Origin of the sequence: Sandaracinus amylolyticus, assembly GCF_000737325.1 — a bacterium.
GTDB lineage: Bacteria > Myxococcota_A > Polyangia > Polyangiales > Sandaracinaceae > Sandaracinus > Sandaracinus amylolyticus.
In genome coordinates this window covers 5668188-5682526 of the sequence record NZ_CP011125.1, presented here as the reverse complement: position 1 = coordinate 5682526, position 14339 = coordinate 5668188, and the positions used below count along the sequence as shown (strand labels likewise).

Annotated in this window: 10 protein-coding genes; 5 read left to right on the top strand and 5 right to left on the bottom strand. The window is 72.8% G+C overall.

Translation table 11 applies throughout. The features are described from left to right. Nucleotides 1–22 precede the first annotated feature (22 nt). From DB32_RS23965 to DB32_RS23950, 4 genes are read left to right on the top strand one after another with little or no spacing between them, the layout of a single operon-like run. On the top strand, nt 23–1519 hold the full coding sequence (locus DB32_RS23965; protein WP_157069336.1) for a serine/threonine-protein kinase: 1497 nt from the start codon (nt 23–25) through the stop codon (nt 1517–1519). Then, entirely contained in the window at nt 1520–2347 is an 828-nt protein-coding gene (locus DB32_RS23960; RefSeq protein WP_157069335.1) for a hypothetical protein, read from the top strand. After that, nucleotides 2344–3549, top strand: a complete 1206-nt coding sequence (locus DB32_RS23955) for a hypothetical protein (RefSeq protein ID WP_157069334.1) — start codon at nt 2344–2346, stop codon at nt 3547–3549. The genes DB32_RS23960 and DB32_RS23955 overlap by 4 nt, the downstream gene beginning before the upstream one ends. A 42-nt stretch (nt 3550–3591) precedes the next feature. After that, nucleotides 3592–4389, top strand: coding sequence for a hypothetical protein (locus tag DB32_RS23950; RefSeq protein WP_053234964.1), 798 nt, complete (start codon nt 3592–3594; stop codon nt 4387–4389). Nucleotide 4390: 1 nt separating this feature from the next. On the opposite strand, the gene DB32_RS23945 is transcribed toward DB32_RS23950, so the two are convergent. The 3 genes from DB32_RS23945 to DB32_RS23935 form a co-directional block, all read right to left on the bottom strand. Then, nucleotides 4391–5563, bottom strand: coding sequence for a vWA domain-containing protein (locus DB32_RS23945; protein ID WP_053234963.1), 1173 nt, complete (start codon nt 5561–5563; stop codon nt 4391–4393). 128 nt (nt 5564–5691) lie between these two features. Beyond that, a complete protein-coding gene (locus DB32_RS23940) occupies nt 5692–7167 on the bottom strand; it encodes an amidase (RefSeq protein ID WP_240481244.1) in 1476 nt (491 codons plus the stop codon). A gap of 10 nt (nt 7168–7177) precedes the next feature. After that, nucleotides 7178–9229, bottom strand: coding sequence for an alpha/beta hydrolase (locus DB32_RS23935; protein ID WP_053234962.1), 2052 nt, complete (start codon nt 9227–9229; stop codon nt 7178–7180). Nucleotides 9230–9320: 91 nt separating this feature from the next. Here DB32_RS23935 and DB32_RS23930 point away from each other — a divergent pair, with 91 nt between their 5' ends. Then, on the top strand, nt 9321–11765 hold the full coding sequence (locus DB32_RS23930; RefSeq protein ID WP_053234961.1) for a tetratricopeptide repeat protein: 2445 nt from the start codon (nt 9321–9323) through the stop codon (nt 11763–11765). Between the two features lie 16 nt (nt 11766–11781). Here the strand turns inward: DB32_RS23930 and DB32_RS23925 are convergent, their stop codons facing one another. Together DB32_RS23925 and DB32_RS23920 are read right to left on the bottom strand one after the other, a co-directional pair. After that, nucleotides 11782–13668 carry an ATP-binding protein gene (locus DB32_RS23925; RefSeq protein ID WP_053234960.1) on the bottom strand — a complete coding sequence of 629 codons (1887 nt, stop codon included), beginning with the start codon at nt 13666–13668 and terminating at the stop codon, nt 11782–11784. Then, entirely contained in the window at nt 13669–14316 is a 648-nt protein-coding gene (locus tag DB32_RS23920; protein ID WP_053234959.1) for a LuxR C-terminal-related transcriptional regulator, read from the bottom strand. Nucleotides 14317–14339: the final 23 nt, after the last annotated feature.

Here is a 14339-nt window from a genome sequence, read left to right as displayed (position 1 = left end):
TGGGGAGAGCTCGGGGCCGCGGATGCGGGACTCGCTCGAGGTCCTGATCGAGACCGACGTGCCGGAGCGCGCGCGCGAGGAGCACGCGCCGGAGCTTCCGACGCTGCGACGCTTCGCGGGGTACGAGCTGCTCGGGCGGATCGCCGTCGGCGGGATGGCCGAGGTGTTCCTCGCGCGCGAGCGATCGGAGGGCGCGGCGCGACTGCTCGCGCTCAAGGTGATCCGCGCGTCGCTCGAGCGCGACGCGGGCTTCGCCGAGATGTTCATGCGCGAGGGCGCGGTCGCGCTCGGGCTGCGGCATCCGAACGTCTGCCACGTGTACCGGTTCGGCGTGGAGAGCGGGCACGCGTACCTCGCGATGGAGCTCGTGGCGGGCACGAGCGTGCGCGAGCTGATCGTGTACGCGCGCAAGACGCGCACGAGGATCCCGCCGCACGTCGCGGCGAAGATCGCGTCGAGCGTCGCGGAGGCGCTGCACTCGGCGCACGTCGCGCGCGACGAGCGAGGGCGCGCGCTCGAGGTCGTCCATCAGGACGTTTCGCCGCACAACGTGATGGTCGCGTGGGACGGCACGGTGAAGCTGCTCGACTTCGGGGTCGCGCAGTCGTCGCTGGAGACCACGCGCGACGATCCTGCGAAGGACACGGCGAGCGACACCGACGGGCACACGATCGTGCGCGGCAAGCTCGCGTATCTCTCGCCCGAGCAGTGCACGGGCGCGAAGATCGACGCGCGCTCCGACGTGTTCTCGCTCGGCATCGTGCTGCACGAGATGCTCACGGGAGAGCGCATCTTCCGGCGCGACGGGCCCGCGGCGACGATGCGCGCGATCGCGGTCGAGCCGCTGAAGGACGACGCGTTCGCAGGGATCCCCGCGGGCCTCGCGCGCGTGCTGGTGAAGGCGCTCGCGCGCTCTCCGCGTCATCGCTACGCGAGCGCCGCGGAGATGCAGGAGGATCTCGAGCGCTACCTCGCGGACGAGCGGATGGTCGTGACGTCCGCGAAGATCGCGACCGCGCTGCAGCAGATCGTCGGCGATGCGTACGGGCGCCCGCCGGAGCTCGATGCGCGGCCGGAGGTCGTCGCAGCGCTCCCGGAGCCGCGCGCTGACGCGACGGCACTGCCGTTCCCGCTGGTGCGCGAAAGGGCACCGGCGCGCGGATCGCGCGTGGCGTGGGTGATCGCTGCGCTCGCGGTGATCGCGCTCGTCGCGATGGGCGTGGTGACGACGATGCGCGCGGGGAGCGTCGAGCCGCGTGCGGTGGAGGTGGCGCCGGTCGCGGCGCCGCCGAGCGAGCCGATCGTGGTGGAGGAGCCGGCGGCCGTCGCGCCGGAGGTGGTGGAGCCCGCGCCCGTGGAGGTCGCGCCCGCAGCGCCAGCGCACGTCGAGCCGCCCGCGGCGCAGGCGGAGACCGAGTCGGTGTCGGCCGCGCGAGAGCGGCGTCGTGCGGAGCGGGCGCGCCGTCGCGCGTCGGTCCCGACGACGCCGGGGGGCTTCGTGGAGGATCCGGGGTTCTAGATGAGACGACGCGCGTTCGCGACGGGACGCTCGGGCGCGCGGTGGATGGCGGTCGCGATCGGGATCGCGACGCTCGCCATCACGCCGCGCGCGTGGGCGCAGGACGAAGATCCCGAGCGCATGGCGATGGCGCGCTCGCTCTTCCAGGAAGGGGTGGAGCTCGCGCGGCGCGAGTCGTACGAGGAGGCGACGGATCGCTTCCGTCGCGCGTACGCGATCCGTCCCGCGCCCGCGATCGCGTTCAACCTCGCGTCGGCGCTCGTGCATCGAGGGCTGCTCGTGGAGGGCTCGGAGGCGCTCCAGCGCGTGCTGCGCGATCCCACGACGCCGGCCGAGCTGCGCAGCTCCGCGGAGGCGCAGCACGCCGACATCGCGCGGCGGCTGGGACGGCTCACGGTGCGCGTCGAGGGCGACGCGAGCGACGTGCGGGTGCGTGTCGGAACGCGCGATCTGCCGTCGGAGGCGATCGGGGTCGCGGTCCCCTTCGATCCGGGCTCGCACGAGGCGGTCGCCATCCGCGACGGCGAAGACGTGGCGCGCGCGCAGGTCGAGGTCGGAGAGGGACAGGCAGCGGAGGTCGTGCTCGACGTGCCCGCGCGCGCGGAGCGCGTCGAGGCGCCGCGCGCCGCGCTCGCGGTGACGCCCGTCGAGACGACGGAGCCGTCGGATCGGGGCGGCGGCGACGACACGTGGATGTGGGTCGGGATCGTGGGGGGCGCGGTGGTCGCGATCGGCGTGGGCGTGACGCTCGCGATCGTGATGACGACACCGTCGGGGGAAGAAGCGCCGTCGATCGGGAACGCGATGCCGGGGGTGATCGAGTGGTGACGCGCGGCGTGATGCGCCTCGCGCTGGGGCTCGCGCTCGCGTCGTGTGCGGCGCCGACGCCGGTGACCGAGCTGATGATCGTCGTCGACACGGATCTGCGCGTGCCCGACGAGCTCGAGACGATCCGGATCGAGATGCGCGACGGGCAGGGCGCGATGCGCGAGGCGAGCGCGGATGTCGCGGCGGGCGCGCCGCTGCCGGTGACGCTCGGCCTCGTGAGCCGGACGACGCTCGGGCCGATCGACGTCGACGTGATCGGCCTGCGCGGGAGCACGGAAGTGCTGCGCCGGAGCGCACGCGTCGTGTTCGTGGAGGACCAGACGCGCGCGCTGCGGCTCGACCTGCTCGCGTCGTGTCGCGCGGTGACGTGCGAAGCGGGCGAGACGTGTGCGGAGTCGGGATGCCGCTCGATCGAGGTCGCGCCCGGAGAGCTGCTCGCGTGGGACGGGAGCGCGCCGCGCCTCGATGGCTCGATCGCGCAGGACGACGCCGGCACCGACGATGCAAGCGCGCCCCACGACGCCGGACCGATCGACGCGGGCGACGAGCCGATCGACGCGAGCCCGCTCGACGGCGGACCGCCGCCCGAGTGCCGGAACGCGACGGAGTGCGACGACGGCGTCCCGTGCACCGAGGACGCGTGCACCGACGGAACGTGCGTGAACACGCCCGCGGCCGCGGTGTGCGACGACGGCGTCGCGTGCACGACCGACGTGTGCGATCCGATCACCGGGTGCTCGAGCACGCCCGACGCGGCGGCGTGCGACGACGGCAACGCATGCACGACCGACGCGTGCGACGCGATCGCGGGCTGTCGCGTCACGCCGGTCCACACCGCGTGCGAGCTCGGCTCGTACTGCGATCCCACCGGCGGATGCACGGTCGCGCCGACGTTCACGAGCATCTACACGACCGTGTTCGGCTCGCGCTGCGGACCGTGCCACGTGAGCGCGGGAACGCGCGCGGGTCAGCTCGATCTCGCGACGCAGACGCAGGCCTACCTCGAGCTCGTGAACGTGCCGAGCATCTGCGAGACCGGGAACGTGCTCGTGATCCCGCGCGACGCGACGCGCAGCTTGCTGTGGCGCAAGCTCGCGGGCGTCGATCTCTGCGGCGACGTCATGCCGCGGATGTCGCGGCAGCTCGACGCGGCGTCGATCGCGCAGGTCGCGCGGTGGATCAACGGAGGCGCGCTCGAGTAGCGGGCGGCTTGCGCGCGCTCGCGGGCGCGCGAGAACGCGCTCGTGGGCGACACGGCGAAGGTCGGGGCGGGGCGTCGGAAGCGGCACTGGGCGCTCGGGTGTGGCGGCGCGATCGCGACCGTCGCGCTCGTGCTGACGGGCGCGTTCATCGCGCTCGATAGGCCGCGTCCCCACGGCGTCCCGGGAGACGAGGCGGAGCTGCTCGCGGACGAGATGCTCGGCGCGCTCCGGTCCGACGCGTGGGAGCGCACCGGCGCGATCCGGTGGACGTTCGGGCCGTCGGGCACGCGTCATCTGTGGGATCGCGAGCGCGACTGGGCGCGTGTGCGCGCGGGCGATCTCGAGGTGCTCGTCGATCTCGACGACCCGTCGCACGGGGTCGCGACGCGTGGCGGCGTGCGCCTGGCCGGCGACGAGGCACGGCGTGCGATCCGCGACGCGTGGGCCCAGTGGATCAACGACTCGTTCTGGCTGATCGCGCCGTACAAGGTGCGGGATCGCGGGACGACGCGATCGATCGTGCGCGTCGAGGGGCGCAGCGCGCTGCTCGTGGAGTATGCGTCGGGCGGCGTGACGCCGGGCGATGCGTACCTGTGGCTGCTCGGCGAGGACGGGACGCCGCGCGCGTGGCGCATGTGGGTCAGCGTGCTGCCGATCGGCGGCGTCGAGGCGAGCTGGGACGGCTGGATCACGCTGCCGACGGGCGCGCGCATCGCGACGCGGCACGAGGCCGGGCCGTTCACGCTGGAGCTCAGCGACGTCGAGGGCGCGGCGCATCTGTCCGAGCTCGAGCCGGGGCCCGATCCGTTCGCCGCGCTCGCCGCGGAGACCGAGCCCTGAGTCACTCCAGGGCGGGGAAGCAGCCGAAGCCGATGTCGAGCCGCGCGTCGGCGTCGGACTGCACGGTGCGACAGAGCTCGCTGCAGAGCGTGATCGCGCGCGGCGACGCCGCGTCGTCGAAGTGCCACGCGTCCGCGGCGCACGCGCTCGCGCTCGGAGCGCGCGCGAGCTCGCGTCGCGATCCATCGCCCGCGGTGTAGGTGACGCGGATCGCGTCGTGATCGAGCACCGCGCCGGGCGGTGCGTCGGGAAGCGCGAACTCGCACGGCACGGGCACGCCTTCGATCACGCCGCGCGCGATCGAGTCGAAGATCGCGCTCCAGTCCGTCTCGCACACGCGGCCGCTGCGGCCCGCGATGCAGTCGGCGATCGGCTCGTTGCGATCGTCGAGGCACTGCGTGAGGCGCATGTACGTCTCGCCGGGATCGGCGAGCGACTCGCAGTCGCCGGCGGCGTCGTCGGCCCACGTCGCGGGCGTCTCGCCGTAGTGGCCGACGATCGAGTTGTGGATGGTGCGCGCGAACATGCCGTCGGGCTCGAGCGCCGCGAGCGCGTCGCGCGCGGCGTCGGCGCTGAACGTCCCGGCCTCGTCGTCGGTGATCCAGAGGAACGCCTTCGCGGCGTTCGGGCGGAGGAAGTCGCGGTAGTCGGGGTAGTGCTCGATCACGAGATCGATCGCGTCGTCGGATCCGACGGCGTCGTGGATCGCGAGCAGGCGTCCTTCGGGGCCGCTCGTGCAGTCGGGCTCGCCCGAGCCGAGCGGCACCGGCACGCAGACGCCGCGCTCGCCGTCGGGACGGCTGATCAGCACGACGCGGTAGTCGAGACCGCTCGCGCCGAGGATGGACGCGAACGTGTTGATGTTCGTGCGCACCTGCGCCGCTTCCTCGGACATGCTGCCCGAGTTGTCGATCGCGACGACGATGTCGACGGGCACCGGGCGCGCCGTCGACTCCGCGGTGATCGCGCGACACGGCCCGGCATCGGGGCGCGCCCCGCCACCGTCGAGGTCCGCGCGAGGCGTGGGCGGCATCGTGCATCGACCGTCGACGCACGTGCGCCCGCCGCTGCACTGTCCGTAGGCACCGCATGGCTCGTACGTCGCGCTCGCTCCATCGCATCCCGAGGCGAGCGCCGCGAGCATCCCGATCACCGCGAGTCCGTCGCGCGTCATGTGCGATCTCCCCCAGCGGAAAGACGCGCATCTCAAGCGCCGTGCCGCGCAGATCCGCGGGAAAAACGCGCTGCGGCGCGCCCGATGTACGGCGCGCGCGCTGCTCCGGCGCCCATCGAGATCGACGCTCAGCGGCGCAGCAGCGCCGGAGGGACCCATCCGCCGAACGCGCGCTCGAGCTCCAGCGCCACGGCGATGGTCACGTGGTCGTTGCGATGACGCCCGATGACCTGACAGCCGAGCGGAAGGCCCTCGCTGCCGAGGCCCAGCGGGACCTGCGTGCTCGGCAGCTCCATCACGTTGATCACCGCGCAGTACGCCCAGTCGATCGGCGTGAGCAGCGGCATGTTGTGGCGCGGCGCGGGGCGCGTGTACGACGGATACAGCATCACTCCGTCGCCGATGCGCTCGACGAGCTCGCGCTTGAGCGCGTGGCCCTTCGCGACGGTCTTCGAGGTGTCGCCCGGCAGTCGCTTCGGGATCTGCTCGAGCGCCGCGAGCGCGAGCGCCGGGAGCGTGTGAGGGCTGCGACCGACGACGAAGCGCGCGAGCTCCGGCAGGAGCGGGCGACGCGCGCCGAAGAGCATGTCCGCGAACTCCTCGCCGCCCGCGTCGCTCATCATCGCGGCCCAGATCAGGACGGACTCGGCGAGCGCCGGGATGCGCATGCGCTCGACGCGCGCGCCGCGCGCCTCGAGGTGACGCGCCGCGCGTTCCTGTGCCGCGGCGAGCTCGCGATGCACGCGGTTGAGGCCGTTGTCGGCGACGTGCAGCACCCGCAGCCCCTCGAGCGACACCTCGCTCGGATCGCCGGCGACGCACTCGACGCACTCCGGGCTCGCGGCATCGGGGCCCGCGAGATCGCAGAGCAGCGGCCAGAGATCCTCCGCGCGACGTGCGATCGGTCCGCTGCACAGGTAGCGGAGCGCGGGACCGTGCGCGATCGGCCACTGCCCCGCGTTCGGCACGAGCCCGCCGGTCGGCTTGTGGCCGAACACGCCGTTGAAGAACGCGGGCATGCGGATCGATCCGCCGACGTCGGCGCCGAGGCCGAACGGCGCGATGCCCGCGCCGATCGCCGCGCCTTCGCCGCCCGAGCTGCCGCCGACGGTACGCGACGCGTCGTACGGGTTGTGGCAGCGCCCGTAGACCGTGTTGTGGCTCTCCATCCACATGCAGAGCTCGGACACGTTCGTCACGCCGAGCGGGATCGCGCCCATCGCGCGCATGCGACGCACCGCGACCGCGTCGGTCTCGCTGACGATCTCGCGGCGCGCGACCAGCCCCGCCGTGAGCGGCATGCCGGTGAGCGCGAACGTCTCCTTGATCGTGCACGGCACGCCGTGGAAGCGCGGCAGCGCGGCGCTCTTCGGCGCCTCGTCCGCGCGGCGTGCCTCCGCGAGCGCGTCGTCGGCGCGCGCGCGCACGACCGCGTTGAGGCGCGGGTTGACGCGCTGCATGTGCGCGAGGTGCAGGCCGACGATCTCCTCGCTGGTGCGCTCGCCGGTGCGGATCGCCTGCGCGATGCGGGTGCCGGACCAGGTCAGCGGATCTTCGCGCACGGTGCGCGCGGGGAGGGTCTCGATCATCACGATGTCGTTCACTCGGTCGCTCTCATTCGCACGAAGGATCGGACACGCCGGGATCGGGCACGCGCGGCGCTTCGTCGCGCGCGAACGTGCGGAGGAAGCATCGGTACTGCGCCTTCGGTGCCTCGGTCTGGAACGCCGTCTCGTGGCCGTCCTCGATGCCGTCCTCGGCGTGCTGCGCGACGACCGCGGTGACGATCGCATCGTCGATCTCCACGTTGCCGGCAGCCGGGAGATCGACGAGGCCGCGCGTGCTGAGCCACAGGAGGTGCTCGAGCGTGTCGTACGCATCGAGGCGCGGATCGTCCGCGTCGAGCGCGGGGCCCGCACGATCGACCCCGAGCGCGAGCGACAGCGGGTTCGCGATCGGCGGCAGGATGTAGCGATCCACGATGCCCTGGAACATCAGCACGTGTCGCGGCGCGCCGACCTCCGGCGCGTGCACGAGCAGCGGCGCGTAGACCTGCGCGTCCGCGGCCTCGCCCGCCCACTGCAGGAGGCCGAGCATCACGTCGTGCTCGGTGAGCTGGCGACGCCCCGTGTAGCGGAGGAGCGCCTCGGCGAGCGGGCGCGTCGCGATCGGGCGCTCCTTGTACACGACGTTCTCGATCCAGCTCGCGCCTGCGCCGCTCAGCACGAGCGCGGCGAAGCGCGGCTCGAACGCCGCGGCGAGCGGTGCGATCGACGCGCCCATCGAGTGACCGAAGAGCGCGAGGTGCGCGGTGTCGAAGCGCGCGCTGCCGTCCTCGGAGGCGAAGCCCTCGCACGACGACGCGTCGATCGTGAGCGTGTCGAGCGCGCGCGCGAGCAGCACCAGCTCGAGCGCCGACTGACGCAGGTTGTCGCGCAGCGCGATCGGGTTCTGGATGTTGAAGACGAGGAACTGCTCGTCGCCGCCGCTCACGTTGCGCGAGCCACCGTGCGGCCCCTCGATGCTGATCCCCGCGAACCCTGCGCGCGCGAATTCGAGCGCGGGACCGGTGCCCGGCGCGAGCGCGGGGCCGCCTTCCTCGGCGCGCGCGCCGCGATCGACCAGCGGACGATCTCCGCCCGCGCCGGTGCGGATCAGCATCGTGGTCGGGAAGCCCGCCGCGGGCATCGTGGTGCGCGGGATCGTGATCCACACGCGCGCCGTCTCTTCGCGCTGGCGGACCGGCGCGCCGTCGTCGTCGAGCGCCCACGCGCCGCCTTCGCGCTGGAAGGGCGGCTCGCCCTGCTGGAACACGGGCACGCGCATCGCGCCCTCGAAGACGCAGTAGTCGTCGAAGGTCTCGCGCGCCTCGAACGCGGTCTCGAGCGCGGGCGCATGCGCGCCTTCGGTCGCGGCGACCGCGCGGCGCAGCACCTCGAGCGGATCGCCGGTGCGGAACACGGTGAGCGCGACGACGTCGTCGAGCGCGACCGTCTCGAGCTCGCGGAGCCGATCGAGCGCGTCGCGGAACGCGCTCGCCGCGCGCTCGGAGAGGCCATCCGGGGTCTCGCCCGCGAGCAGCGCGTCGAGCGCGGGCGCGCGGACGAACGGCTGATCGTCGTCGCCGCGCAGCGCGCGCGTGAGGATGGCGGCGTAGCGCGTGCGCGGCCGGAGCGGGCGTCCCTGCACCGGCAGGAGCGTGAGGAGGTTCGGGCCCGCATACGGACCGGCGTCGACGTCGAACGACGCGCGGAACGGGTGCAACGCGCCGTGGAAGGGCGACTCGGGATCGACGTCGAGGAGCAGGATCGGCGAGCTCGACGTCACGCTCGCGCGCGCGTCCGGCAGGAGCGACGTGTCGATCGGGCCGTCGAGACGGAAGTGGATCGGCGACGTCGTGCCGAAGCCGTCGACGGTCGCGAGCGCGTCGTGGATCTGATCGACGATCGTGCTGCCGACGGGGTTCGTCGCGCGCGAGAGATCGATCGCACCGTCGTCGCCGACGAGGTGCTCGCCGGGGAACGGCGCGCCGTAGAGATCGCTCGACGCGAAGTCCATGAACACCTCGCGATCGACGTCCGTGACGATCGGCGTCGAGGTGTCCTCGAAGCACGACGCGAGCAGCGCGGAGGCGAAGATCGCGAGCGTACGTCCGGTGCGCGCCATCGGCGAAAAGCGTACGGGTCGGTCGCGAAAAGCTCAACGTGCTCGCGACCGCGCGCAGGTAGACTCGTCGCGCGAGAACGAGGGAGGGGCCGTGGCGATCGAGGGACAGCTCGGGGGCAACGTCGCGCTCGACAACATCGAGCATGCGAGGCAGGCGCTGGCGCGGAGCGATCTCGCGCAGGCGCTCTTCCACGTGAGCTCGGCGCTCGCGACCGATCCGACGAACCGCGAGTGGCGCGCGCTGATCGATCAGGTGCTGTCGAAGGCGCCCGATCCGATGGTGTTCGTGCGGCCCGACGAGGCGAAGGCGGACTTCATCACCGCCGCGACGCGCGGCTACGTGCTCGCGTGGAAGAAGCAGCACGCGGAGGCGATCGCGACGGTCGCGGAGGTCGCGGCGGTGCGGCCCGACTGCGCGTACCTCGCGTGGGCGCGCGACTGGGCGCAGCAGCCGGGCGTGGTGCAGTCGATCCCGCTCGACGTGATCACCGGGCGCATCGTGCCCTCGGTGCTGCGCGCCGTGACGAGCGTGAGCGCGCCGTGCTCCGAGAGCGATCCGCGCCGGAAGAACTGCGAGGCCGCGGTCGATCTGCTCGGTGCGCTCTACGGCGCGCACCCGCAGGAGGCGTTCGTCATCTTCGCGATCGGCGTCGCGCTCCGGCGCGTCGCGCGCTTCGACCAGGCGATCCAGTACGCGGGCTACGCGTTCCAGCTGAAGAACGACTGGAACACGTGCATCGGTCTCGCGAGCGCGCTCCGCGATGCGAAGCGCGTCGACGAGGCGGTGCAGTACTACCGCCACGCGTACTCGATGCGGCCCGACGAGATCGCGGCGCTGCTCGACGTCGGCGACACGTACCTCGGCGCGTCGCGCTGGGACGAGGCGATCGCGGCGTATCGCGACGTGCTCGCGAAGGACGGCAAGCAGGCGTGGGCGAGCGCGTCGATCCTGTACGCCGAGCACAAGAAGACCGGCGCGCCCGACGTGCGCGAGCAGCTGTGGCGCATGGCCGACGGCAACGGGCGTGCGTCCGACCTCTTGATGGATCTGTTCGGCGACAAGCCGTACTTCACGTGGCTGCCCGGCGCGGGAGACTCCACCGCGCACGCCGCGCGCGACATCATCGCGCAGCTCACGCGGAAGCCGCCGCCGCCCACCGGGCTCGGGATCGACATCCCGCTGACGTACATGGAGGCGCCGAGCGCGCTCGCGGCGTTCCAGCTGTGGACGAAGGCGCAGGGCTGGATGCAGGTCGGCATCGCGGCGAAGGTCGAGGGCGTGCAGCAGCCCGACCCGCGCTCGCCGAAAGCGCAGGTCGACTTCCAGCTCTGGGCGTTCGACGACAAGGTGCCGCGGCCCAACACGCCGGCGCCCGATCCGCGCGTGCACGCGGCGATCGCGGAGATCGCGAAGACGCCGTACTGCCTGCCGATGTGGCAGCCGCTCGCGCAGGCGCTCGCGGCGCAGATGGGGCCGGCGTGGATGAACCAGCTGCTCTGCGCGATGGTGCATCCGCCGCCGCTGCCGTCGCCGCGGCACGACCCGCTGATCTGGGTGCAGAAGTGTCAGGTCGCGGCGGCGCTGGTGATCGCGTACCTCGACGCGACGCCCTGGGAGAGCAGCCAGCGTCGGCGCACGTTGTGGTCGATCGCGTTCGGTCCGACGGACTGGGTGTGCGATGCCGCGATCGTCGCGATGGGCTGGCTCGCGGCGCACGACGCGAGCGTGCGCGAGGACGTCGAGGGCGTGTTCGCGCAGCTCGAGAAGATCATCCCGCAGCAGGGCTTCACGTGCTGGGAGTACCCGCTCGTCAACGTGTGGAAGAACCTCGGCGGGCACCCGCGCGAGATGGTGGAGAAGCTCGCGCAGTGGAAGCTGCGGTGCGAGTCGCAGAAGGTCGAGTTCGCGGAGGAGAAGCACGGCGGGCTGACGCTCGAGCAGTACGCCGAGCTGAGCGCGCTGCGTGACGCGATCCTGATGAAGCAGGGCGGCGGCGCGGGCAGCGCGATCATGGCCGCGATGGGCGGCGGTGCGCAGCCGGAGCTCGCCGCGTTGTGCAAGCGCTTCGGGATTCCGGCGCCGATGAGCGCGGCCGCGGCGCGTGTGCCGGGGTGGGATCAGCGGATCAACGCGGACGGCGCGCTGCAGAAGCGGTTCTTCGATCTGACCGCGCGCTTCCAGCTGAAGCAGTCGGGCGTGGACGCGAACAGCCACGAAGGGCGCGTCGCGCAGCAGATCCGCGGCGGCGCGTTCGACGTGGAGAGCGCGAAGCAGAACCAGATGGCGGCGGCGCAGGCGATGGCGGCGGGGGAGGGCGGCGATGCCGATCCCACCGTGTTCCCCGGCCAGAAGCTCGCGAAGCTGTCGGACTACGTCGGCCTCATGAAACAGATGCAGGGCGGCGACTTCAACGGCGCGCTGAAGAAGTACGGGCTCGACATGGGCAGCTACATGCAGGCGTCGCAGGCGTGGGGGATCAAGCTCGCGAGCGACCCGATGCTGAACGCGAAGTTCGGGAAGATGATGACCGGCTGACGCTCCGGTCGCGCGCTCACATCGCGTCGAGCGTGGTGAGCGCGCGATCGAGATCGCGCTCGAGCGCGTCGATGCGCGCCTCGATCACCTCGCGCGCGAGGCCTTCGCGCAGCGCGGTCTCGAGCGCGCCGGCGCGCTCCGCGGCACGTCTCGCGCCGATGCTCGCGACGAGGCCCTTGAGCGCGTGAGCGTCTCCAGCGCGCGGCTCGGACGCGCGCATCTTCGCGATCGCGTCGGCGGCGTGGGCGCGGACACGCGCGACGGTGCGCACGAGGAGCGTGGTGCCATCGGCGCCGCGCACCGACGCGAGATCGTGCACCACCTCGCGATCGATCTCGTCGATGCCCGCGCGCCGCGGAGGCGCGACCACGGTGCGCGCGCGATCCGCTCCGTCGATCGCGAGCCGTACCAGGCCGCGCGCGTGATCGAGGCGGAGCGGCTTCACGAGCACGACGTCGAGCCCCGCGCCGACCGGATCGTGGCGCGGCTCCGCGAGCACGTTCGCGGTGAGCAGCGCGAGCACCGGGCGCGTCGACGCGAGGTGTGTCTCGGCGCGCACGAGGCGCGCGGTCTCGAGGCCGTCGAGCTCGGGCATGTGGTAGTCGATGACGACGAGGTCGTAGCGCTCGCTGCGCGCGCGCTCGAGCGCGCTGCGGCCGTCCTCGACGGTGTCCACGTGCACGCCGAGCGTGCGGAACATCGCGCCGAGCAGCTCGCGCGCGGGATCGGAGTCGTCGACGACGAGCACGCGCACGTCGGCGACGCGCGGGTCGTGCTCCACCGCGGGTGTGCCCGGCTGCGCCGCGGCGCTCGTGCGCGACAGTCGGAAGCGCACGACGGCGCGCGTGCCCTGGCCCTCGTGGCTCTCGAGCGCGAGCGTGCCGCCCATCGCGTCGAGCAGCCGATCGACGATCGCGAGGCCCAGCCCGACGCCACTGCGCGACGAAGCGCCCGGCGCGCCCTGGACGAACGGCTCCCGCGCGTGCTCGAGCAGCGCGTCGCTCATGCCGACGCCGGTGTCGCGCACCTCGAGCACGAGCTCGTCCTCGTCGACCGCGAGCCGCACGTCGATGCGCCCGCGCTTCGTGAAGCGCGTCGCGTTCGAGAGCAGGTTCGCGAGGACGCGACGGAGCTGATCGGGATCGCCTTCGAACGTGCCGCGCGCGCGCTCGTCGATCGCCGCGCCGAGCACCACGCCGTCGTGCACGCGCGGTCGCATCGCGTCGACCTCGTGCTCGACGAGCGCCGCGAGGTCGAAGCTCATGCGCCGCAGCACGGGAGGGCCCCCGGGTGATGCGTGCTCGAGGAGATCTTCGACGAGGCGGAGCAGCGTGTCGCTCTGCACCGAGACCAGCTCGAGCCATCGTCGTCGCTCGCCGTCGAGGGGCTCGCGCGCGAGGAGCTCCGCGAACCCGGCGATGCACTGCAGCGGCGAGCGCAGCTCGTGGCTCAGCGTCGCGAGCAGCTCCGCGCGCTCGTGTGCGGATCGCGAGGCCTGCCGCTCCGCTTCGCGCAAGCGCTCCTCCGCGATCTTTCGCTCCTGGATGTCGCGCACGCTCGTCCGGAGCCCGCGGCGCGCACCGTCCGCCGGGACGATCAGCGGCTGCCACGAGATCGCGACGAAGCGCGTGCTGCCGTCCTTCCGCACGATGCGCAGCTCGACGTCGTTGCCGGTGCGCCCCTCGCGTGCGCTGCGAAGCACCTCCGCGGCGCGCGCGCGATCGTCGGGATGCACGATCGCGAGCGGGAACCCGGGCATCGCGAGGCACTCGTCGGGCTCGTACCCGGTGAGCCGCTGCACCGCCGGGTTCACCCATCGCACGCGATCGTGCTCGTCGATCCACGTCTCCCAGTCGTACGTCGAGTCCGCGATCGCACGGTAGGGCGGCTCGTCGTCGCGCATTCAGCTGCCGGTCGCGGTCACGAGGCCGTGCGCGAGCGCGAAGCGCGTGAGGCTCGCGACGTCGTGGATGTCGAGCTTCTGCATCAGGTTCGCGCGGTGGTTCTGCACGGTCTTCTCGCGGATGCCGAGCGCGTCCGCGATCTCGCGCGACGTGGCACCGCGGGCGACGAGCGCGAGGATCTCGCGCTCGCGCGAGGTGAGCTCGGCCGCGGGCTCGCGGCGCGCCGCGTGACGGCGCAGCAGCTCCGCCGTGCGGCGACAGTAGAAGGTCTCGCCCGCGACGACGCGATCGATCGCGGTGGCGAGATCGCTGAGCGGCGCGCCCTTCATCACGATCGCGTGGGCGCGCGACGAGACGGCTTGCTCGAGCACCCACGGCTCCTCGTGCGCGGTGACCAGCACGACGCGCTTCGGCCGACCCGGGGCGAGCCGCCGCAGGAACGCGAGCCCGCTCTCGCCCGGCAGACCGACGTCGAGCAGCAGCACGTCGACGTCGCGCGTCGCGAGCGTCTGGCTCGCCTCGTTCGTCGTGGAGAACGCGCCGACGATCTCGATGCCGTCGCGCGCGGCGAGCCATTCGACGAGCATGTCGCGGAAGATCGTCTGGTCGTCGACGATCAGCAGCTTCGTGGTCGCGCGTCCGGGCACGGTCTCTCCCCAATCCTAGGGCG

Coding starts and splice junctions, on each gene's coding strand:
- DB32_RS23960 (WP_157069335.1), top strand. CDS start 1,520: ATGAGACGACGCGCGTTCGCGACGGGACGCTCGGGCGCGCGGTGGATG.
- DB32_RS23945 (WP_053234963.1), bottom strand. CDS start 5,563: ATGACGCGCGACGGACTCGCGGTGATCGGGATGCTCGCGGCGCTCGCC.
- DB32_RS23925 (WP_053234960.1), bottom strand. CDS start 13,668: ATGCGCGACGACGAGCCGCCCTACCGTGCGATCGCGGACTCGACGTAC.
- DB32_RS23935 (WP_053234962.1), bottom strand. CDS start 9,229: ATGGCGCGCACCGGACGTACGCTCGCGATCTTCGCCTCCGCGCTGCTC.
- DB32_RS23965 (WP_157069336.1), top strand. CDS start 23: ATGCGGGACTCGCTCGAGGTCCTGATCGAGACCGACGTGCCGGAGCGC.